The organism is Cohaesibacter sp. ES.047 (assembly GCF_900215505.1).
Classification (GTDB): Bacteria; Pseudomonadota; Alphaproteobacteria; order Rhizobiales; family Cohaesibacteraceae; genus Cohaesibacter.
Genome location: NZ_LT907844.1, coordinates 752396 through 772261 on the forward strand (window position 1 = coordinate 752396; position 19866 = coordinate 772261).

General features: G+C 56.0%; 24 protein-coding genes. 9 read left to right on the forward strand and 15 right to left on the reverse strand.

Annotated elements, in window-relative coordinates; genetic code table 11:
• Positions 1-9 precede the first annotated feature (9 nt).
• The 3 genes from CPH65_RS03310 (at position 10) to CPH65_RS03320 (ending at position 2462) form a co-directional block, all read left to right on the forward strand.
• Positions 10-672, forward strand: coding sequence for an FkbM family methyltransferase (locus tag CPH65_RS03310; protein WP_096172117.1), 663 nt, complete (start codon positions 10-12; stop codon positions 670-672).
• A gap of 190 nt (positions 673-862) precedes the next feature.
• Positions 863-1675: a 4-hydroxy-tetrahydrodipicolinate reductase gene (gene dapB / locus CPH65_RS03315; protein WP_096172118.1), complete on the forward strand. Its 813-nt coding sequence runs from the start codon at positions 863-865 to the stop codon at positions 1673-1675.
• Between the two features lie 166 nt (positions 1676-1841).
• Positions 1842-2462, forward strand: coding sequence for a 2,3-bisphosphoglycerate-dependent phosphoglycerate mutase (locus tag CPH65_RS03320; protein WP_096172119.1), 621 nt, complete (start codon positions 1842-1844; stop codon positions 2460-2462).
• A 79-nt stretch (positions 2463-2541) separates the two neighbouring features.
• Here the strand turns inward: CPH65_RS03320 and CPH65_RS03325 are convergent, their stop codons facing one another.
• Together CPH65_RS03325 and CPH65_RS03330 are read right to left on the reverse strand one after the other, a co-directional pair.
• Entirely contained in the window at positions 2542-3414 is an 873-nt protein-coding gene (locus CPH65_RS03325; RefSeq protein WP_096176206.1) for a bifunctional helix-turn-helix domain-containing protein/methylated-DNA--[protein]-cysteine S-methyltransferase, read from the reverse strand.
• A gap of 106 nt (positions 3415-3520) precedes the next feature.
• Positions 3521-4054 (reverse strand): DUF2244 domain-containing protein, encoded by a 534-nt coding sequence (locus tag CPH65_RS03330; protein WP_157747478.1) that lies wholly within the window; start codon positions 4052-4054, stop codon positions 3521-3523.
• A 164-nt stretch (positions 4055-4218) separates the two neighbouring features.
• Here CPH65_RS03330 and nth point away from each other — a divergent pair, with 164 nt between their 5' ends.
• A complete protein-coding gene (nth, locus tag CPH65_RS03335) occupies positions 4219-5022 on the forward strand; it encodes an endonuclease III (protein WP_244574531.1) in 804 nt (267 codons plus the stop codon).
• Positions 5023-5107: 85 nt separating this feature from the next.
• Here nth and CPH65_RS03340 read toward each other — a convergent pair whose 3' ends face one another.
• Entirely contained in the window at positions 5108-5794 is a 687-nt protein-coding gene (locus CPH65_RS03340; protein ID WP_096172121.1) for a sulfate transporter family protein, read from the reverse strand.
• A 193-nt stretch (positions 5795-5987) separates the two neighbouring features.
• Here CPH65_RS03340 and CPH65_RS03345 point away from each other — a divergent pair, with 193 nt between their 5' ends.
• Positions 5988-6986, forward strand: a complete 999-nt coding sequence (locus tag CPH65_RS03345) for an adenosine kinase (RefSeq protein WP_096172122.1) — start codon at positions 5988-5990, stop codon at positions 6984-6986.
• An 81-nt stretch (positions 6987-7067) separates the two neighbouring features.
• Here the strand turns inward: CPH65_RS03345 and coaA are convergent, their stop codons facing one another.
• From coaA to hisB, 7 genes are all read right to left on the reverse strand, one after another.
• The gene (gene coaA, locus CPH65_RS03350) at positions 7068-8021 is read right to left on the reverse strand and encodes a type I pantothenate kinase (RefSeq protein WP_096176208.1); all 954 of its coding nucleotides are present in this window, start codon (positions 8019-8021) and stop codon (positions 7068-7070) included.
• A 325-nt stretch (positions 8022-8346) separates the two neighbouring features.
• Entirely contained in the window at positions 8347-8670 is a 324-nt protein-coding gene (locus CPH65_RS03355) for a phosphoribosyl-ATP diphosphatase (protein ID WP_096176209.1), read from the reverse strand.
• A 69-nt stretch (positions 8671-8739) separates the two neighbouring features.
• Positions 8740-9522 (reverse strand): imidazole glycerol phosphate synthase subunit HisF, encoded by a 783-nt coding sequence (hisF, locus tag CPH65_RS03360; protein WP_096172123.1) that lies wholly within the window; start codon positions 9520-9522, stop codon positions 8740-8742.
• Between the two features lies 1 nt (position 9523).
• Positions 9524-10267 carry a 1-(5-phosphoribosyl)-5-[(5-phosphoribosylamino)methylideneamino]imidazole-4-carboxamide isomerase gene (gene hisA, locus CPH65_RS03365; RefSeq protein WP_096172124.1) on the reverse strand — a complete coding sequence of 248 codons (744 nt, stop codon included), beginning with the start codon at positions 10265-10267 and terminating at the stop codon, positions 9524-9526.
• Positions 10268-10918 carry an imidazole glycerol phosphate synthase subunit HisH gene (gene hisH, locus CPH65_RS03370; protein WP_096172125.1) on the reverse strand — a complete coding sequence of 217 codons (651 nt, stop codon included), beginning with the start codon at positions 10916-10918 and terminating at the stop codon, positions 10268-10270.
• Positions 10919-11446, reverse strand: a complete 528-nt coding sequence (locus tag CPH65_RS03375) for a DUF2628 domain-containing protein (RefSeq protein ID WP_157747479.1) — start codon at positions 11444-11446, stop codon at positions 10919-10921. It lies immediately after the preceding gene.
• A 56-nt stretch (positions 11447-11502) separates the two neighbouring features.
• Positions 11503-12096 carry an imidazoleglycerol-phosphate dehydratase HisB gene (gene hisB / locus CPH65_RS03380; protein ID WP_096172127.1) on the reverse strand — a complete coding sequence of 198 codons (594 nt, stop codon included), beginning with the start codon at positions 12094-12096 and terminating at the stop codon, positions 11503-11505.
• A 343-nt stretch (positions 12097-12439) separates the two neighbouring features.
• Here hisB and hslV point away from each other — a divergent pair, with 343 nt between their 5' ends.
• Positions 12440-13012 (forward strand): ATP-dependent protease subunit HslV, encoded by a 573-nt coding sequence (hslV, locus tag CPH65_RS03385; RefSeq protein ID WP_096176210.1) that lies wholly within the window; start codon positions 12440-12442, stop codon positions 13010-13012.
• Between the two features lie 97 nt (positions 13013-13109).
• Positions 13110-14417 (forward strand): ATP-dependent protease ATPase subunit HslU, encoded by a 1308-nt coding sequence (gene hslU / locus CPH65_RS03390; RefSeq protein WP_096172128.1) that lies wholly within the window; start codon positions 13110-13112, stop codon positions 14415-14417.
• Between the two features lie 56 nt (positions 14418-14473).
• Here hslU and CPH65_RS03395 read toward each other — a convergent pair whose 3' ends face one another.
• From CPH65_RS03395 to CPH65_RS03410, 4 genes are all read right to left on the reverse strand, one after another.
• On the reverse strand, positions 14474-14875 hold the full coding sequence (locus tag CPH65_RS03395) for a helix-turn-helix domain-containing protein (protein WP_096172129.1): 402 nt from the start codon (positions 14873-14875) through the stop codon (positions 14474-14476).
• A 37-nt stretch (positions 14876-14912) separates the two neighbouring features.
• Positions 14913-15542 carry a Smr/MutS family protein gene (locus CPH65_RS03400; RefSeq protein WP_157747480.1) on the reverse strand — a complete coding sequence of 210 codons (630 nt, stop codon included), beginning with the start codon at positions 15540-15542 and terminating at the stop codon, positions 14913-14915.
• Complete coding sequence (locus tag CPH65_RS03405) at positions 15535-16650, reverse strand: murein transglycosylase A (RefSeq protein WP_096172131.1); 1116 nt, start codon at positions 16648-16650, stop codon at positions 15535-15537. The genes CPH65_RS03400 and CPH65_RS03405 overlap by 8 nt, the downstream gene beginning before the upstream one ends.
• A gap of 84 nt (positions 16651-16734) precedes the next feature.
• Positions 16735-17457, reverse strand: a complete 723-nt coding sequence (locus CPH65_RS03410) for a Tim44/TimA family putative adaptor protein (protein WP_096172132.1) — start codon at positions 17455-17457, stop codon at positions 16735-16737.
• A 150-nt stretch (positions 17458-17607) separates the two neighbouring features.
• On the opposite strand from CPH65_RS03410, the gene CPH65_RS03415 reads away from it, so the two are divergent.
• Together CPH65_RS03415 and secB are read left to right on the forward strand one after the other, a co-directional pair.
• Positions 17608-18231 carry an FxsA family protein gene (locus CPH65_RS03415; RefSeq protein WP_197703951.1) on the forward strand — a complete coding sequence of 208 codons (624 nt, stop codon included), beginning with the start codon at positions 17608-17610 and terminating at the stop codon, positions 18229-18231.
• A gap of 184 nt (positions 18232-18415) precedes the next feature.
• The gene (secB, locus tag CPH65_RS03420) at positions 18416-18916 is read left to right on the forward strand and encodes a protein-export chaperone SecB (RefSeq protein ID WP_096172133.1); all 501 of its coding nucleotides are present in this window, start codon (positions 18416-18418) and stop codon (positions 18914-18916) included.
• Between the two features lie 159 nt (positions 18917-19075).
• Here the strand turns inward: secB and dnaQ are convergent, their stop codons facing one another.
• Positions 19076-19831, reverse strand: a complete 756-nt coding sequence (gene dnaQ / locus CPH65_RS03425; RefSeq protein WP_096172134.1) for a DNA polymerase III subunit epsilon — start codon at positions 19829-19831, stop codon at positions 19076-19078.
• Between the last annotated feature and the right edge of the window lie 35 nt (positions 19832-19866).

Sequence of the window (19866 nt, forward strand, 5' to 3'; positions counted from 1 at the left end):
GATTTAGCAATGGCATCAACTCTAGAGAATATAGTCAAAATTTTTAAGCGGTCCATCCTAAGAGATCCATTTCTGCTTGCCCATAAAGCATGGCGTCAAGCCGAAGGGGACAAAACCCTACGGCTGGATTACGATCTCGACCACAACAGCATAGTTTTTGATGTCGGCGGGTATATTGGCGATTTTGCACAGAGCATCCACGCAAAATATGGCTGCACTGTCTATCTGTTTGAACCATCAAAACACAATTTTGAACGCTGTGTTCAACGATTTGCGGGTAATGACAAAATCATTCCGCTGAATTATGGGCTTTCAGATCAAACCGGTGAGTTTTGGCTAAGCGATGATGGAGACGGAGCCAGCGTTTTTCGTGACACACGCTCAACGGGTGAACTTGTCGAGATGCGCGCTATCGGACCTGAGATCAATAGACTTGGGATTAAGAACATCGATCTGGTGAAGCTGAATATTGAAGGCGGCGAATTTCCTCTTTTACAGTACCTGTTGGTTTCAGATCTGATCCGCCGCATTCGCTTTCTGCAAATTCAATTCCATGACTTTTTCCCCGAAGCCTCTGTGCTTAGAGATAGCATCCGTAGCGAGCTGGCTCGAACCCACACAGAGCAATGGTGCTTTACATTCCTTTGGGAAAGTTGGGAGCGAAAGCTGTAACAGATTTGCGCCGAATCACCGCTCCAGCTTGTTTAGGTTGTTTCAAGTCGTGCAAATAGCGGCAGATTAGCATGCAGAAAGTGAATTTCCGCCATGCTTTGGGGCGCTACGGTCTTGCGCTAAAGTCGTATCCCGCTTAGAAGGGTGCGGAATAGCAGACCTTTTTGATGCAAGCTGCGGGTGGACTGAAATGGCTGACATGCGATTGGTTGTGATTGGTGCTCAAGGGCGAATGGGCCGTGCGCTTGTTTCCGCCATTTCCGAACAATCAGGCGTGACAGTGGCCGCTGCCGTTGAAAAGGAAGGCGCTGACAGCATCGGTGTTGATGCCGGCACTCTTGCGGGTCTGACACCTCTTGGTGTTGCCGTGACGAGCGATTTGGATGCCGCGCTTGATGCCGCTGATGGTCTCATTGATTTCACCGCGCCTGAAGCAAGCCTTGGCTTTGCCGAGAAGACTGCCGCCAAAGGCAAGGTGCACATCATCGGCACCACCGGATTCTCGCCCGAGCAGGAAGAAAAACTCAAGGAAATCGCAGCCAGCGGTTCGACCATGGTCCGGTCGGGCAACATGAGCCTCGGGGTCAATCTCCTTGGCAAGCTGGTGCAGCAGGCCGCCAAGGCCCTTGATGCGGATTTTGATATCGAAGTCCTTGAAATGCATCACAAACACAAAGTCGACGCGCCATCGGGCACCGCCGTGCTTCTCGGGCAGGCGGCGGCTGACGGGCGCGAAATCGATTTGCACGACAATGCGGTGATGTCCCGTGAGGGGATCACCGGCGCTCGGGAGCGCGGAACCATCGGCTTTGCCACCTTGCGTGGCGGCTCGGTCATTGGCGAGCACAGCGTTATTCTGGCGGGGGAAGGGGAGCGTATCGAGCTCACCCACAGGGCTCAGGATCGCTCAATTTTTGCCCGTGGAGCCGTAAAAGCCGCTCTTTGGGCAAAAGACAAATCCGTTGGCTACTACACCATGATGGACGTTCTGGGATTAAGCTAAACCAGTCGCCGCATGAATTGAAGTTTTGAACCTCGATCAAGGCAGGTCACGCAAACAAACCAATGCGGGGCCTGCTGCAAACCATTGAAACAGGGCGTTTTCCCCTCTGCCCGAGCGGGCAGGAAACGCCGGAAAATGCTTTCACTGCAATGAAGGAGTGACTCCGATGGAACGGACACTAGTGCTGGTGCGTCATGGCCAGAGCGATTGGAACCTGAAAAACCTTTTCACCGGCTGGAAAGACCCTGACCTTACCGAACAGGGCACCTCTGAAGCCATTGCCGCAGGCAAAAAGCTCAACGAGCTGGGCATGAAATTCGACGTGGCTTTCACGTCCGATCTGCAGCGTGCGCAGAAAACTTGTCAGCATATCCTTGATGGCGTTGGTCAGTCCGACCTTGAAACCATCCGCGATCTGGCGCTCAACGAGCGTGATTATGGCGATCTGGCTGGCCTCAACAAGGACGACGCCCGCAAAAAGTGGGGCGAAGAGCAGGTTCACATCTGGCGCCGGTCCTACGACGTGCCTCCTCCGGGCGGCGAAAGCCTCAAAGACACCGCAGCCCGCACCTTGCCTTACTTCATCACCGATATCCTGCCGCAGGTGATGGCTGGCAAAAGCGTTCTGTGCGCTGCGCACGGAAACTCCCTGCGCTCCATCGTGATGGTGCTTGATCGTCTGACCAAGAAAGAAATCCTTGATGTCAATCTGGGTACCGGCATTCCGATAGTCTACAAATTCAACGAAGACACCTCGATTGCTTCCAAGGAAATCATTTCCCTGTAAGAAAACGCCGTGTGTTTGATGCGATTGAAAAGGGTGGCTTCGGTCACCCTTTTTTGTTGCCCGTTTACAGACAGGGTGATCAGCTGGTCGCCGGACCGGCATGGCCGCGTTCCCAGCCGAGAATGGCGCGTTTGCGCGTCAGTCCCCAGTGATAGCCGCAGATCGAGCCGCTTTTGCCCACCACCCTATGGCAGGGCACGACAAAGGAAATGGGGTTCTTGCCGACAGCCGTGCCGACGGCGCGAGCAGCCTTGGGCTTGCCGATATGATCGGCGATATCGCCGTAGGTCGTCATGTTGGCAAAGGGGATCTTGAGCAAGGTCTCCCAAACGCGTATCTCGAAGTCCGTCCCGATGAGTGTAACCCGCAAGGGTTGCTCGGCCTGCCAGCTATCAGGGTTGAAGATACGCTGTGCATAGGCTTTTGTCGCAGCGGTGTCGGGATGATAGTGCGCTCTGGGCCAGCGGCTGGACATGTCTTCAAAGGCTTCTGCTTCCTTGCCCGGATCGGCAAAGGCCAAGCCGGCAAGGCCGTGCGGGGTTATCATTATGAGCGCGTTGCCAAAAGGGCTGGCATGAAACCCGTAAGTGATGGTGAGGCCTTCGCCCTTGGCCTTGTAGACGCCCGGCGTGACGGCTTCGTGGGTGACAAACAAGTCATGCAGCCGCGACGGTCCCGACAGGCCAACCTCGAAAGCCGCATCCATTACGGAGGCGGATTGATCCAGCAAGTGCTTGGCATGATCGAGGGTCACCGCCTGAATGAAACCCTTGGGAGACAAGCCTCCCGTCCAGCGCGTGAAGAGGCGCTGTAGGTGGTGCGGCGACAGTCCGATGTGATCGGCAAGACGATCAAGAGTGGGCTGGTCGCGCCAATGATCGGTCAGATATTCGATAGAGCGACGGATGGCATCATAGTCTCTCAGTGCCGCCTCTTCACCGTCCGCGCGCATTGCGGCTGCGGTCAGGGGAGGGAGGTCTGATATCGCCGGAATGGTCTGACTATCGATCATGAGCGGATTCCTTTCTCTTCAGAAAGGCTAGCGCCAAAGGCAGCAATCAGCCACCCGAAACTTGCGCTTCCTCCGTTCGGGCAAAATTGCGCGCCTGATCAAGCGCGCCGGATAGTGCGTCTGCAAGGCTTTCCCGCTCGCACGCATGCAGAAAAGCGCCAATGACGGTGCGGCGCCCATGGGAGGTGAGGGCCAGTTCTGTCATGCCCTTATCCTCTTCATGTTTGGTCTCAAGCCGCACCCAGTAGGGATTATAAGAAACTGCGTGTCGCTCACCTGCTGCGGACTGGTGGATGATTTCTACCGTCTCAGGCGTAATCAACACCTGCTCTTGTGCCCGCGCATCGCGGTAATTGCGGCGAAAGGCCCAATAGAGGATCAGGATATCAAGCCCGGCAAAGCCAAGGATTGGCCAGGCACCGATCAGGAAAAAAGGAATAGAGACGAAAAACAGGGCAAGGAATACCAGCGCCATGAGCCAGTAAAAGCCCGTGCGCCCCAAGGATCGATAGGGGTGCAGGTGGGCATTGAAATAGGGTTCTCGCTCCAGACACGTGGCCAGAGCATCCTGCTGCAGCATCGTCATGCCTTCAGTGTAGCGGATTTTACGTATTTTCCCATAGATTTCTTTTCGGGTGGCGTGGCCGGTCGGGTCTTGCGATAAAGCTGCAAAGATCCGATAAACTTCATGGCCCCTTCCTGAGCGGGGCGTTCGGACATGGCCTACCGAAAAGGACCAAAGCGGTGAGCGACGAGAAAAAACCTGCTGCAAAGAAGAAAGCCACTGCCAAGACGACCCGGAAAAAACCGGTTCGGCGGCGCAAGTGGAGCAAGATGTCCAAGGAGGAGATCGAGACCCTGTTTGCCCGTTTTCAGCAGCAGCGCCCCAATCCGCGCGGCGAACTTGATTACACAAACGCCTTCACCTTGCTTGTCGCTGTGGTTCTGTCGGCGCAGGCCACCGACGTCGGCGTCAACAAGGCAACCGGGCCGCTGTTTGCCATCGCTGATACGCCCGAAAAGATGGTCGCACTCGGGGAAGACACCATCCGGGACTATATCAAGACCATCGGGCTTTATCGCAACAAGGCCAAGAATGTCTTTCTTCTCAGCCAGAAGCTGATCGAAGCGCATGGCGGTGAGGTGCCGGATGATCGTGATGCGCTGGTGGCCTTGCCCGGCGTTGGTCGCAAGACGGCCAATGTGGTGCTCAATATCTTTTTCGGTCAGCCGACGATCGCGGTGGACACGCACATTTTCCGGCTCGCCAATCGGCTCGAACTGGCCCCGGGCAAGACGGTGGAGGAGGTGGAGATGGCCCTCGAACATGTCATCCCCGCGCCCTATATCCGCCATTCGCACCACTGGCTGATCCTTCACGGGCGCTATGTCTGCAAGGCCCGAAAGCCCGACTGCAAACAGTGCATCGTGGCCGATCTCTGCCGTTTCAAGGACAGGACCTATTCGGTTCCAGCGCCTATTGTGGTGCTCGATCCTTACGAGAACAAGCTTGCAAAGCCCGATATGACTGGTGAAGTTTCGGGCTGAACCGCCCCACTGGTCGCCCCTTTCACATGAAAAAGCCGCCTTTGTCGAGAAGGCGGCTTTTTCATCTAATCCTTCAGCTATCCCGTCAGTCGGTGTTGACCGGTGTTGATCCCGTCAGACGCTTGCGCACATGAACCATGAATGCTGTCGCAAACAGCGGCGTCAGAAGGTTGAGCACTGGAACGGCGATAAAGCAGGCGATCAAAAGGCCACAGAAAAAGATCTTGGCGCCGTGACGTGAGCGCAGCTCTTTCAGTTCTGCACGAGTGTGATAGCGCAGGGCCGCCTGCTCGAAATATTCCCGCCCCAGCAAATAGCCGTTGGCGATAAAGAACAGGATGACCCCAAGCCCAAGGAAGGGAATGAGCAGCAGCACCACAAGGTTGACGAGGATAACCACGCCCAGAAACCGGGCTGTCTGGACGACGGTATCGGGGATCGACATATCCTTGCCGTGCGGCTCGTGGGGATAGTGGGTGGTTTCCACCACATGGCTGACCTCATCGAGGAAAAGCCCTGCAACGACGGTGGAAACCGGAATGATCAGAAACCACAAACCGAAGACGAATCCCAAGCCGGTGACAATCTTCGCCGTGGTCTCGGCCCAGCCGGGCAGAAAGTCTTCCTGGGACAAAAGATAGCCAATCCCGGATTCCATGCCAATCCAGACGAGGACAAGCAGCAGCATGGTGATGCCAAGCATCTTCCAGAGGACAGAGCGGAAGGGTTTGGTAAAAAGCTGGTTGAACGCCAGAATGGCGGATGAAAGCATGGATTGCAGCCTCGTTTGGCGGTTTCGTTCAGGACTTGTTTGACATAGGCGGGCAAAAGGGCAACTGCAAGTGCCTCTGCCTCTATTTGCCGGTTGCCATGCTTCTAGCCCCCATTATACTGCCGCCGACTCTCAAACTCCTTCTAACAGCAAGGTCTCGGGGCCAAACTGCCCCTGACGGCCGGAGAATGAAATGACTAAAGCCTGCTTTGATGTTCTTGGAATTGGCAACGCGATCGTAGATGTTCTGGCCAAAACCGAAGATGATTTTCTGGTGGCCGAAGGCCTGCACAAAGGTTCGATGAACCTGATTGACACCGAACGGGCAGAATATCTCTACAACCGTATGGGCCCGGCGATCGAAGCCTCGGGCGGTAGTGCGGGCAACACGGTTTTCGGCCTTGCCAGTCTTGGGGCCAGTACGGCGTTCTTTGGCAAGGTCGCCGACGATCAACTCGGTGAGATCTTCGGCCATGACATGCGGTCCCTTGGTGCCCATTTCGAATGTGCGCCCCTTATCGGGGGCGTGCCTACCGCCCGCTCGATGATCCTCATCTCCCCTGATGGCGAGCGCACCATGAATACCTATCTGGGTGCTGCCGTGGAGCTCACTGAAGCCGATATCGATGAAGAGATCGTCTCCAAGTCTGCCATCACCTACATGGAAGGCTATCTTTGGGACAAGGAAAACGCCAAGAATGCCTTCCGCAAGGCCGCGCGCGTGGCGCACCAAGCGGGGCGAAAGGTCTCCATCACCCTGTCAGACAGTTTCTGCGTTGACCGGTTCCGCAGCGAGTTTCTTGAGCTTTTGCGCACCGGGCAAGTGGACATCGTTTTCGCCAATGAGCCGGAGGTCAAGGCGCTCTACCAGACGGCCGACCGGGGCACCGCCCTCAATGCGCTGCGTGCAGACACCAAGCTGTCAGCCGTCACCCTTGGTGCAGAAGGCTCTGTGGCGATTTCAGGCAATGAAACATTCCATGTTCCGGCCTGCCAGGTGCGCGAACTGGTCGATACCACCGGTGCCGGTGATCTGTATGCCGCAGGTTTCCTCTATGGCATCACCCATGACATGGGCCTGGAGCGCAGCGCCACATTGGGCAACTTCGCGGCGGCGGAGGTCATCCAGCATATTGGCCCGCGGCCCGAACATGACATGCGGCAGGCAGCCGAGCAGGCGGGTCTGCTCTGAAACCAAATGGTCTTCTAAACACGAAAAGGCGGCACAAGGGCCGCCTTTTTTTATGGCAAATCACTATACAGGCCGCGAGGTCTAGAGCTTCCTGAGCATAACGGTCTTGATCTTGTGCCCCTCTTCCTTGCGCAGGACGAGGTCCGCGCGCGGGCGAGTGGGAAAGATGTTTTCCCTCAGGTTCACAAGGTTGATCGAGGTCCAAAGATCATCTGCGATATGAAGCGCCTCGTCTTCTTCGATCATCGAGTAGCGATGAAAGTAGGAACCGGGATCACGGAATGCCGTTTCGCGCAGGCGCTTGAACCGCTGCATGTACCAGCGATGCAGCCGATCCTCATCTGCGTCGATATAGATCGAGAAATCAAAGAAGTCCGAGACAAAGGGAATTTCCTTGCCATCCTTGGGCAGAATACCGGTCTGAAGAACATTGAGGCCCTCCAGAATCAGGATGTCCGGCTGATCGATGGTAACGCTCTGGTCGGGCATGACATCGTAGTAGAAGTGGGAGTAGAGCGGGGCCTTGACGTTTCTCTTGCCCGCCTTGATGTCGGTGAGAAACTCGATCAGAGCCGTTCGGTCGAAGCTTTCCGGGAAGCCCTTGCGGCGCATCAGGCCCTCAGCCTCAAGCGCCGCATTGGGCAACAGGAAGCCATCGGTGGTGACCAGATCAACCTTGGGACTGGCTGGCCAGCGCGACAGGAGTGTCTGCAAAAGACGCGATGTCGTCGATTTGCCGACCGAAACCGAACCGGCAATCCCGATGATGAACGGCGTTTTGGGCTCGTCCGTGCCAAGGAATTGCTGGGTTGCAATGTTCAGACCCTTGGCGAATTCCACGTAATAGCTGAGGAGGCGCGAAAGCGGCAGATAGATCTCTTCAACCTCATCCATCTGGATCGGATCGTTGAGAGACTTGATCTGGTCAAGTTCTGCACTGGTCAGCGTCATGGGCGTATCTGCTCGAAGCGTTGCCCATTCTTCATTCGTGAAAGCACGATAGGGGGAAAGCTGCCGCTTTGCCGTATTTTCCATGCGCATCTGCCGGATGATCAAACTCCCTTTCGGGGGCGATCTCCGTCCCTCTTTTATTGATTGACCGCCTAATGGTCCCTGGTGAGTTCCGCTGTTCGCCGATCAACAATCCGGTGCTTGCAGCATCGTCATTCTCGTTGTCCGGAAATTTCTCTGTCGCCCTGACCTTGTTGCAGCGCAATATGGCCAAGGCGCTTGGCTGACCCGGTCACAGAATCGCGGGCACCGTACTCTTTACAACTGCTGTCGGAGTTGATTGACCTCAAACTTAGTGGCTTTTGTGCAGTTGCGAACTAGGAAATAAGTTGGTGAAAACACGTAAGTTTCACTCCGCCGGACGGGACGCCTTTTCCTCAAGACCAGTCTGGCCGGTCCGATGTGCCAATTCCTCCATCACAGAGTCAAGGCTGACACCGGAAATCCTGAGCACCACGAGCAGGTGATAGAGCAGATCTGCGGTTTCATTGGTGAGCTCGGCCTTGTCGCCCTTCATCGCCGCGATGACGGCTTCTACGGCTTCCTCACCCAGTTTCTGGGCGCATTTGCCAACGCCCTTGCCCATCAGTTTGCGGGTGTAGGATTTCTCGTCGTTGGAACTGGCGCGGGTCTCGATAATGGCTTCGAGATCGCTAAGAGTGAAGTTAGACATCAAAGACCTGTCCTTGCCTTGCATCGCCTCGCGCATTATCTGCGCCGGGCGGGATCTGTGGGTGCGATTTCAGTGATAGCCATCCATGCGCATGGCAATGCCGGCCTTCTCCATATGTTCCTTGGCTTCGCGGATCGAATATTCGCCAAAGTGGAAAATGGAGGCGGCTAGAACGGCGGTGGCGTGGCCATCGCGCACGCCCTCAACCAGATGATCAAGTGTTCCGACACCGCCGGATGCGATCACGGGAACCGACACCATATCTGCGATCTTGCGGGTCAGTTCGATATCGAAACCAATTTTGGTGCCATCGCGATCCATCGACGTGAGGAGGATTTCGCCTGCGCCAAGATCAACCATTTCCTCGGCATATTCGATGGCATCAATGCCGGTCGGCGTGCGCCCGCCATGGGTGAAGATCTCCCATTTGAGCGGCTCGCCCTCTGCCGAGACACGTTTGGCATCGACAGAGGCAACAATGCACTGGTTGCCGAACTTCTCGGACGCTTCCTTGATGAACTCACGGCGCAGCACGGCAGCGGTGTTGATGGACACCTTGTCGGCCCCGGCCTTGAGCAGATCGCGGATGTTTTCGGTGGTGCGGATGCCGCCACCGACGGTCACCGGCATGAAGCATTCCTCGGCGGTCCGGCGCACGACATCAAAGATGGTATCGCGGTTTTCATGGCTTGCGGTGATATCGAGAAAGCAGAGCTCATCGGCACCGGCGGCATCATAGGCCTTGGCGCTCTCGACCGGATCGCCAGCATCCTTGAGATCGACGAAGTTGACGCCCTTGACCACACGGCCATCCTTGACGTCCAGACAGGGAATAACGCGCGCTTTCAACATGTCAGTTTGTCCCTTTTTGTGCTGCGGCGATCAATGCCAGCGCCTCGGCGGGATCGAGCCGGCCGTCATAAAGCGCCCGGCCGGTGATCGCGCCTTCCAGAATGGTGCAATCAGGCTCAATCAGGCGTTTGACATCGTCAATGGATGCCAATCCGCCAGAGGCGATGACCGGAATAGACACCGCGTTCGCCAGCTCCAGCGTCGAGGGGATATTGAGGCCCTTGAGGATACCGTCACGGTCAATGTCGGTGAAGATGATGGCCGAGACGCCCGCATCCTCGAACTGTTTGGCCAGATCAATCGCCGTCAACTCGGACGTTTCCGCCCAGCCTTCCACCGCAACCTTGCCGCCCTTGGCATCAATGCCGACGGCAATCTTGCCCGGATGGGCCTTGCAGGCCGCTTTCACCAAGTCTGGATCACGCACGGCGACAGTGCCCAGAATGACGCGGGAAATGCCCTTATCGAGCCAATGTTCGATACCCGCCATGTCTCGGATGCCGCCACCGAGCTGGATCGGGTTGGTGGTGTTCTTGATGATGCTCTCGACAGCTGCGGTGTTTTCCGCCTTGCCTGCAAAAGCACCATTGAGGTCAACCACATGCAGCCACTCAAAGCCCTGATCCTGAAAGGCACGGGCCTGAGCACCGGGGTCATCGTTGAAGATGGTCGCCTGATCCATATCGCCCAGTTTGAGACGAACACACTGACCATCCTTGAGGTCGATCGCAGGAAAGATGATCATTCAGGGTCTCCAGTTGAGAAAGTTGGAAATCAGCGCAAGACCCAGTTTCTGGCTCTTCTCGGGGTGGAACTGCGTGCCGACGATGTTGTCGCGCCCGACACAGGCGGTCAGCGACTGGGCATAATCGGCAGTGGCCAGTACATGCTCGGGATTGGCAGCCTCGAGATGATAGGAATGCACGAAATAGGCATGAAGACCATCGGGGCCGGTGGGGATGCCCTTCCACACCGGATGGTCGGCACGAACGTTCACCGTATTCCAGCCCATGTGCGGGATCTTCAATATCGGATCACTTGGCTTGAGTTCAACCACATCGCCGGGAATCCAGCCAAGGCCCTCGGTTGTGCCATGTTCCAGACCACGGCTGGCAAGCAGCTGAAGTCCGACACAAATGCCAAGAAATGGCTTGCCGCCCTTGATCACGGCTTCATCAAGTGCTTCGACCATGCCCGGAACGGCATCCAGGCCGGCGCGGCAATCGGCATATGCCCCCACGCCGGGCAGGACCACATGGCTGGCAGAGCGCACGATGTCCGGGTCGGAGGTCACGAAAACCTCGGCAGTATGACCACCCTCTCTTGCAGAGCGTTCAAAGGCCTTGGCGGCCGAACACAGATTGCCCGAGCCATAATCAATGATCGCAATGCGCATCTATCTTTTCTCCTCGGACGGTGCCGGGCTTGGGAAAAGGCCCAGAACCGGTTCTGCTGCAACGGATCGTCCAAGTCCACTGAGTGCAGTTGATGTTCTTGATGCAGACGATCGGGCCGGAGGGGTTGCCTCTGGCGGCAAACCGCCAGAGCGCGGATCCTTGCTGCGCGCCTCGACATAGCGTCTTTCGCAATGGTCGCGATCTTCAGCGAACAAGCTCCCCACTTCGACATAGCCATTGCGCTGCAATGTCCAGCCGATCAGATTGGGTGCCTCGACGCTGATCCACAGACTCATCAACAGAGTGACAAGCATGCTCGCCCAGATCGGCAAGATTGTCTCGAGCGTGACCGCCGCCGATGAAATGATGAGATAGGCAAACAGGACAATCCAGAGTCGTTTGACCAGAATCCAGACAACCGGCAGGAAGAAAGCCAGCATCGAATGCTGCTGCTTGACCATCACCGCGCTGTCGATGGCCTGCTCAACAGGCAGGCCCGGTTTTTCATAGATCGTATAGGAAGGCATATGATCGCTCTTCGGAGCACGGCCCACCCTCATAGCAAGGATGAGACACGTGACGCTTATCCATTCAAAGTTCCCTTGGTGGACGGTACGCGACCGGCCTGCCGGGGGTCCATTTCCACTGCCTGACGCAACGCGCGGGCAACTGCCTTAAAGCAGCTTTCCGCAATATGGTGATTGTTGGTGCCGTAGAGATTGGCGATATGCAGCGTGATTCCGGCATTCTGCGCAAAGGCGTTAAAGAATTCCTCAAACAATTCCGTATCGAAATCGCCCACCTTGTCGCGCGTGAAGGTCACGTCCCAAACAAAGAAGGGGCGGCCAGACACATCCACCGCAGCGCGGGTCATGGTTTCGTCCATGGGCAGGTGAACGTCGGCATAACGGCCAATGCCTTTCTTGTCGCCCAGAGCCTGTTTGAAGGCCTGACCGAGGGCAATGCCGACATCTTCGGCGGTGTGGTGTGCGTCGATGTGAAGATCGCCCTTGGCGGTGATCTCCATGTCGATGAGCGAATGGCGGGAGAGCTGATCAATCATGTGATCGAGAAAGCCAACACCTGTGGCGATTTTATAGTCGCCCGTGCCATCAAGATTGATGGTCAGCTGGATCTCGGTCTCGTTGGTTGTGCGATTGATCGTGGCCGTGCGCATCCGTGCGTTCCTTCACTCAAAATTACCACATATATCTGTCAGTCCTCTATGTATCAGGGCCGTCTTTACAAATCCATAGTCATGGGCGCGCTATTTGTGCTCCAATTGTCCCAATTTGATGCTTTTGTTACGGCCTTATGAAGAAATGCATGCTACATGGCGGCTCCAGACACCAAAGACCCGGATCGGCCAAATGCCTTGCAGTGATTGAACTCCCGCCGCCGATGCATACATAGTGGGTATCATCGGTTTGGTGGACATCAGGGCCTGCCTTTTTTCAACAAAAGCAGTCCGGGCGCAGGATCGACAGGCGCGGCATCAACGACAAAAGAACGGTTTTGACATGACAGAAACTTCCTCCAATCAACAGGCATTCCCCGGTTGGCGCGGGACCACCATCGTCACCGTCCGCAAGGGCGACAAGGTGGTCATCGCCGGCGACGGCCAGGTGAGCCTCGGACAGACCGTAATCAAGGGCAATGCCCGCAAGGTGCGCCCTCTGGGCAAAGGCAATGTCATTGCCGGATTTGCCGGTGCGACGGCGGATGCCTTCACCCTGTTTGAACGGCTTGAAGGCAAACTGGAACAATATCCCGATCAATTGCTCCGGGCCTGTGTCGATATGGCCAAGGACTGGCGCACCGATCGCTATCTCAGGCGCCTTGAAGCGATGATGATCGTGGCGGACAAGAATGTCTCTCTCGTGCTGACAGGCAATGGCGATGTTCTGGAGCCGGAAAAGGGCGTCACCGCCATCGGATCGGGTGGCAACTATGCCCTCGCTGCCGCGCGTGCGCTGATTGATCTGGACATGGGTGCCGAGGAAATTGCCCGCAAGGCCATGACAATCGCCTCCGAGATCTGCGTCTACACCAATGACAATATCACTGTGGAAGTTCTGGATGCTGAAACATGATGCGCTCCTAAAAGCCAGCCGCGAGGGCTTCAGCGCCTTTGCAACCCATACCTTCCTGCACTCTATGTCGCCTGTCTCCCCTGAAAGGTAACTCATCATGACCAACTTTTCCCCCCGCGAAATCGTGTCAGAACTTGATCGATTCATTGTCGGACAGAAAGACGCCAAGCGCGCCGTGGCAATTGCCCTTAGAAATCGCTGGCGCAGGCAGCAGCTTGATGACGATCTGAGGGAAGAGATCCTGCCCAAGAACATTTTGATGATTGGCCCGACCGGTGTCGGCAAGACCGAAATTTCCCGCCGGTTGGCCAAGCTGGCCAATGCGCCCTTCATGAAGATCGAGGCAACCAAATTCACCGAAGTCGGCTATGTCGGTCGCGACGTGGACCAGATCGTGCGCGATCTCGTCGAGAGTGGCCTGCTGCTCACCCGTGAGGCAAAACGCAAAGAGGTCCGCGCCAAAGCCCATGGAGCAGCCGAAGAGCGGGTTCTTGATGCCCTGGTTGGACCCGGTGCGGGTCAGGCGACACGGGAAAGCTTCCGCAAGAAATTGCGCGACGGTCTGCTCGATGACAAGGAAATCGAAATCGAGGTGAAGGACACCTCATCACCGATGTCAAACTTTGAAATTCCGGGCATGCCCGGAGGGTCGATGGGCGTGATGAACCTGTCGGACGTCTTCGGTAAAGCCTTCGGTGGCCGGACAAAAACCCGCAAGATCAACATCAAGGAGTCCTACGAGCTGCTGATCACGGAAGAATCGGACAAGTTGCTTGATGATGATCAGATCACGGCGGAGGCGATTTCGCTGGTGGAGAACAACGGCATCGTGTTCCTTGACGAGATTGACAAGATTTGTGCCCGTGAAGGACGGGGCGGGGCGGATGTTTCGCGTGAGGGCGTGCAGCGCGACCTCTTGCCGCTCATTGAAGGCACAACGGTGACCACCAAATACGGACCGGTAAAAACCGACCATATCCTGTTCATCGCGTCTGGGGCCTTCCATGTCTCCAAACCCTCCGATCTGCTGCCCGAACTGCAGGGCCGTCTGCCGATTCGTGTAGAGCTGCGGGCGCTGACGAAAGACGATTTCCGCGCCATCCTCATCGAAACCGAGGCCAACCTGCCGAAACAATATTGCGCCCTGATGGCCACCGAAGAGGTGACGCTTACGTTCAGTGAAGATGCAATCGAGACCATTGCCGATATTGCGGTCGAGTTGAATGCGTCCGTCGAGAATATCGGTGCGCGTCGCTTGCAGACCGTGATGGAGAAGATTCTGGAAGATATCTCGTTCGACGCACCGGACAAGCCCGGCGAAGTCATTGAGATTACCGGCGATTTCGTGCGGGAGCATGTGGGCGAGCTGGCCAAGAACACCGACCTCAGCCGCTATATCCTGTAACACGGCATCCTTAACACGGACAAAGGCTCAAAAGGGCGCGGTGGGAACCGCGCCTTTTACAATTGATCCCTGAGATCAGGGCTTCCCAAAGCCCGGTCTCGGGTGGATGCGGCGCGCAATTGCAGAATAAGGGAATCAAGGCTATCGCCGGACAACTGCCCGATACGTTCTGCCAGCAGATTGGCCAGTTCGGTTGCGCGCGGATCAAGGCCAGCGGTTCGAACGGTTGGATTCGGATCCGAAATCTCCGCCAGTCTTTGCAGCTCTTCGGCTTCATCCCAGATGACATTGAAATAGGCGATGATGCGCTGGATAAGAAACCAGGTCGGTTTGCCGCGCTTGCCATGCTCGAGAGCGGACAGATAGGCACTGGAGACATCCAGCCGGTCGGCCATTTCCTTCAAGGAAATGTTGCGCGCTCTGCGCATGCGTCTCAGTTTTGCACCAAAGGGTGTCATTGTTCCATTCCCCGGGGCTGACCAGCCCAAGTTTTTCTTAACCCGACGATTTGTTACGCTTTCTCAACCGGATGTGCAAGGCTCCGGCGCCCCCAAGGATCGGGTGTGCCTCTTCGAAACCGACGATGATCGAGCGGATTGCAGGCTCTGACAGCCATTGCGGAACGACGCGCCGCAGCACCCCTTTTTCCCTGCCAATCGAATAGGCCACCTCGTCGCCGCGACTTCCCTTGCCGGTGATCACGAGCACATGCTTGGCCCCTTTTGCATGACACGAGCGCAGGAACCCGAACAGGGAATCATGGGCCTCTCTTTGTGTCATACCATGAAGATCCAGACGCGCATCAATGGCACTGCGACCCTTGACGATGCGTTTCTTCTCTTTCCTGTCGATCGCTCCGAGGGGCATCGCGGATGAAGCACGCTTCGTGTCGCTGCCGGCCATGCCGCGTTCCTGCAGAGCCTTGAGTTCTTGCGCATTGGCCTTTTTGCGCTGGACCGGATGCTGCGGATCGTGCGCACTTTCACCGGGCTTTGCCTGTTTGGTCTCGATCGTCTCAATCAATGCCTTCAGTTCGGCCGACTTGCCCTGCATCGGCGTGATGGACTGGGTAACCTTGTGCCAGAGCTTGAGATCCTTGCGACTGAGAGGCGGTTTTCTAGCCATTTTCGCCCCCATCGGTCAAAGGGCGCAGGGCTGACGGATCGGGCATCAGGGCTACAAAGCGCGCATGTGCATTCAAACGACCAGCCAGCCGTCCCGCTTCCGGGCCAGATCCCGTAAAGAGATCGCCCCGTGCCGCGCCCTTGATCGCGGATCCGGTATCATGGGCAAAGACCAGTTGATGAAAGGGGATGGGTTCGCTATCGGTCGGTATTGTGCTTTCAAGCCAGAAGGGAAGGCCAAAGGTGTGAACATGCCGATCAACGGCAATGCTGCGCATCGGGATGAGAGCATTGCCAGCGGCGGCAATGGGACCCATGTCCCTGTCTTCATCTTCGTGAGGCGGCATTTCCTTGAAGAAAATATAGGAGGGGTTCTCCGCCAACAGGGACAGTCCATCCGCACCACTTGATCGGACATGCTCCATGAGGGTGTCCATGCTGATGCTGTCGGGCGTAAAAACACCCTTTTCTATCAATATCTTACCTATAGAGCGATAGGGATGGCCCGATTTGCCGTCAAATCCGACGCGCAATTGGGAGCCATCTTCAAGGATGATCCGGGCCGATCCCTGAATGTGGATGATATAGGCGTCAATGGCGCTTTTGAGCCACACAAGCTCGAGGCCCTCATCATCCAGCCCACCTGCCATGATGTCCTTGCGGCTGAGATGAAGCTGAAGACCATCGGGGGTTTTTCGGGCAAAACTGGTCTCTGGCGTGAAGCCTGAGGTGCTTGCCTCGTCCGCACTGATGGCGATGAGATCAGATGGCCTTTTATGAAGAGGGACGGAAAACGCGGCATTTGCGCTTCTGCGCCCTTCGAACACCGGCTCGTAATAGCCAGTCAACAGCTCTGGGCCGGTCAGCTCGACCGGCGTGAAATGATCCTCGAAGAAGGCGCGCGCCTCTGAACGGCCCATTCCTTCACACTCAAGGGCAAGTCTTGCAATAGCGACCAGATCTTCGGAGGCCGCACTGCCCGCCCGCATGGTGGGTGGGCGCGTCACGATGGCGCGGGCAGAATGCCAAAAGGCGGCAAAAGCCGCCTCATGATCGTGGGAAGTCCAGCCAGCAAGGTCAGCAAAAGAGATATTGGTGCGACCTGCCATAAGCTGCAACGCTCCTAGTTTTGTGTCGTCGGGGGCCTAAGGGCCGCCCGACTCGCTATCCTTCAAAGAGAATCAGCCAACCTATCATTGCGCTGATTCGGTGCCGACCAACTTCCAGTTCGGGTTGCGGCTGGACATGTCGCGACTGAAAGTCCAGATGTCGGTGACATCATCGATGGCGTTCGGATCGCCTTCGATGACATGGCCAACATCATCCTTGGTGCAAGAGGTGATGGCGGAGACGAAGCGCACCGTGATCTGGGCTTCCTTGCCTTCCACTTCTGCCTCGACGATGGAGGACTTGTTGATACCGATGAAGGTGAACTCAACCCGCAGATTCTGCGCTTCGCGTTCATCGAGAGCCTGACTGAAACCAGCGAACACATCGGCAGCAAGGAGCTTCTTGAGCGTCTTGCGATCCCCTTGAGCGAAGGCCGTGACAATCATTTCGTATGCGACACGAGACCCGGAAATAAAGCCCTCAGGATCAAAATTCTTATCGAGTGCCATCAACTGGCTCAGCGCAGCATTGAGACTGGATCCACTGGGTGCGATCTTTTCAAGGCGCTTGGCCTTCTCGTCTTCGCTTTCCTGCTGGACGGGTCGATCGGGCAGGGAAATCACATTGTCGCCGACATCGTCTGCGGTCGGTGCCTTGTTGCCTTCCGTCTTGTCCGGATCGGCATAGGGATCATAGGGTTCGCGCTCGTTACCCGTTCTGGTCCCCAAGACGTCGCGCAACCGCATGAATAGAACGACCGCGATAACGAGGAAGATGATCGTAATGAAGTCGAAGGATTCGAACATAGGCTTTCCCTGGATCCTTGGTTTTTTGCAGAAAAGACCTGCAAGTCTGATAATTCTTTCTATATGTAGGGGAGGGCTCTTTGCAATTCCAGAAATGAAGCAGCCTGAACCGTAAAAAACACAGGCTTTTAGGGAGTCGTCCGAAATTCAATGCATAGATCGCTCTTTCCCTTCGTTCCATTCCTGCTTCTGATCGTTCCAGTTCTGGAAATCGGGGTCTTTATCATCGTCGGTGGACAAATCGGCGTTGTGCCGACCCTTCTTGGAATCGTGCTCACTGCGCTCATCGGAACCGTTCTCTTGCGTCAGCAGGGATTCGCCCTGATTGCCAAAGCGCAATCGCAAATGGATCAGGGGAAAATTCCGGGCAAGGAGCTGGCACACGGCGTCATGCTGCTGGCTGCCGGGCTCTTGTTGCTGACCCCGGGCTTTGTGACCGACACCTTCGGTTTTCTTTTGCTGGTTCCCTCCATTCGGGATCTGATTTTCCACAGCATCAAGAATCGCCTGATTGTGACCGGTATGCAGGGACAGGCCGGTTTTTCCGCGCACACGCGTGGCCAGACCGGAGGTACCTATTATGAAAGCCATACCTATCGTGCCAACCCCGGAGCCTCGCAATCCGGTCGGCGCACCGGTCCGTCTGACCCATCGATCATCGATCTTGATGACGATGAATTCGACGAAGTGCAAAGACACGATGCCCTAACCTCTGATGCCCCCCATGACAACGGGGCGCCAAAAGACGACAAGTCCCCTTGGGAGAAGTCGTAAGCCTTTGGCCCTTTTCCCACACTGCCACGGAATCGTCGCATAAACCTGAACAAAATCGGCGAAATGCCGACCCTTGCGGGGGGTTCACCTTGTTTCGATCCCGTCAGCATGCTAGGCGCATAGGGAATAGGGGTTTTAAAAAAATCCACACCTGTCTTAACTCAAGCTATCAGGGAAGAGTTTAATGAGCGACGCACAAGAAAATGGCGCTAGCGCTGAAGGCCAGGATCTTCAAATGCCCGGCCTGCGCATTCTGGCGCAATACACCAAGGATCTATCTTTCGAGAACCCGAACGCTCCTGACTCCCTGCGTCCGCGCGAAAATTCTCCGGAAATCAACGTTCAGATCAATGTCAATGCGACCCCGCTTTCCGAGACCGAATTCGAGGCAGAGCTGACGCTCAACGCCACGGCCAAGGACGGGGAAACAACCATGTTCAACGTCGAATTGCTCTATGCCGGCGTTTTCTCGATCTCCAACGTTCCGCAGGAACAGCTGCATCCGTTCGTCATGATCGAGTGCCCACGCATGCTGTTCCCGTTCGCCCGTCAGATCATCTCTGATGCGACCGCACGGGGTGGTTTCCCTCCACTGAACGTCGATCCCATTGATTTCTCTGCACTTTATCGTCAGCGTATGATGGAATTGGCCGCTCAGGAACAGGCCAAACAGCCGACGCAGTAAGCGGTTCAACATAGAATTACAAAAGCCGGTTGATCTGGGATCAACCGGCTTTTTTTGTTTGCTCACTTGGTTGGACGATTTTGTTGCCAGTTTCACGTGAATCCACTCAGTCACCCTTGCATTCAGGGCGCCTATGGCTTTGGTATAGCCCAAACCGGTTCAAGATGGGTCTTCACCAGTGGCCTCAGGCTCCGTCTGAGGCAGATAACGCGCCCAGAGGCTGTCACCCTTGATTTCTTTCAGAAACGTCTGATGACGCTCAATCTCCTCTGCTGACAGGCGTAGCGGCAGGGGGGCCGGTCTTTGTTTGGCAGGCTCGCGATAGCGTTTCGACCATTCCTCCTGTTCGCCCGAAGACGACAGATCCTGATCCTCGGCCGAAAGCATGAGGTTGGTCTGGCGACCGCCAATCAGTTCGAGATAAACGTCAGCGAGTATCTCACTATCGAGCAGAGCGCCGTGGAGCGTTCGCTTGGTGCTGTCGATACTGAAGCGACTGCACAGGGCATCAAGACTGTTGGGGCCTGCAGGAAATCTCTGGCGGGCCATCGCCAGCGTATCAATCACAAGGTCATTGTCGATTTTCGCAAAACCTGCTTTTTCCAGTTCCCAATTGAGAAATTTGACGTCAAAGCTCGCGTTGTGCGCGATGATTGGCGTGTCCTTGATGAAATCATGAAAATCCTGAGCGATCTCGGCAAATTTGGGCTTGTCGGACAGAAACTCCTCTGAGAGACCATGAACCTTGAAGGCCTCTTCGGGCATATCGCGCTCAGGGTTGATATAGACGTGGTAATTGTTGGGCGTTGGAAGATGGTTGATCAGTTCGACACAACCGATCTCGACCACGCGATCCCCGGTGAAGGGATCGAGCCCGGTGGTTTCCGTATCAAACACGATTTCCCGTAAAGCCATTTACTTGGTCTGCCTTTTCTCTCACGCATCGCTCG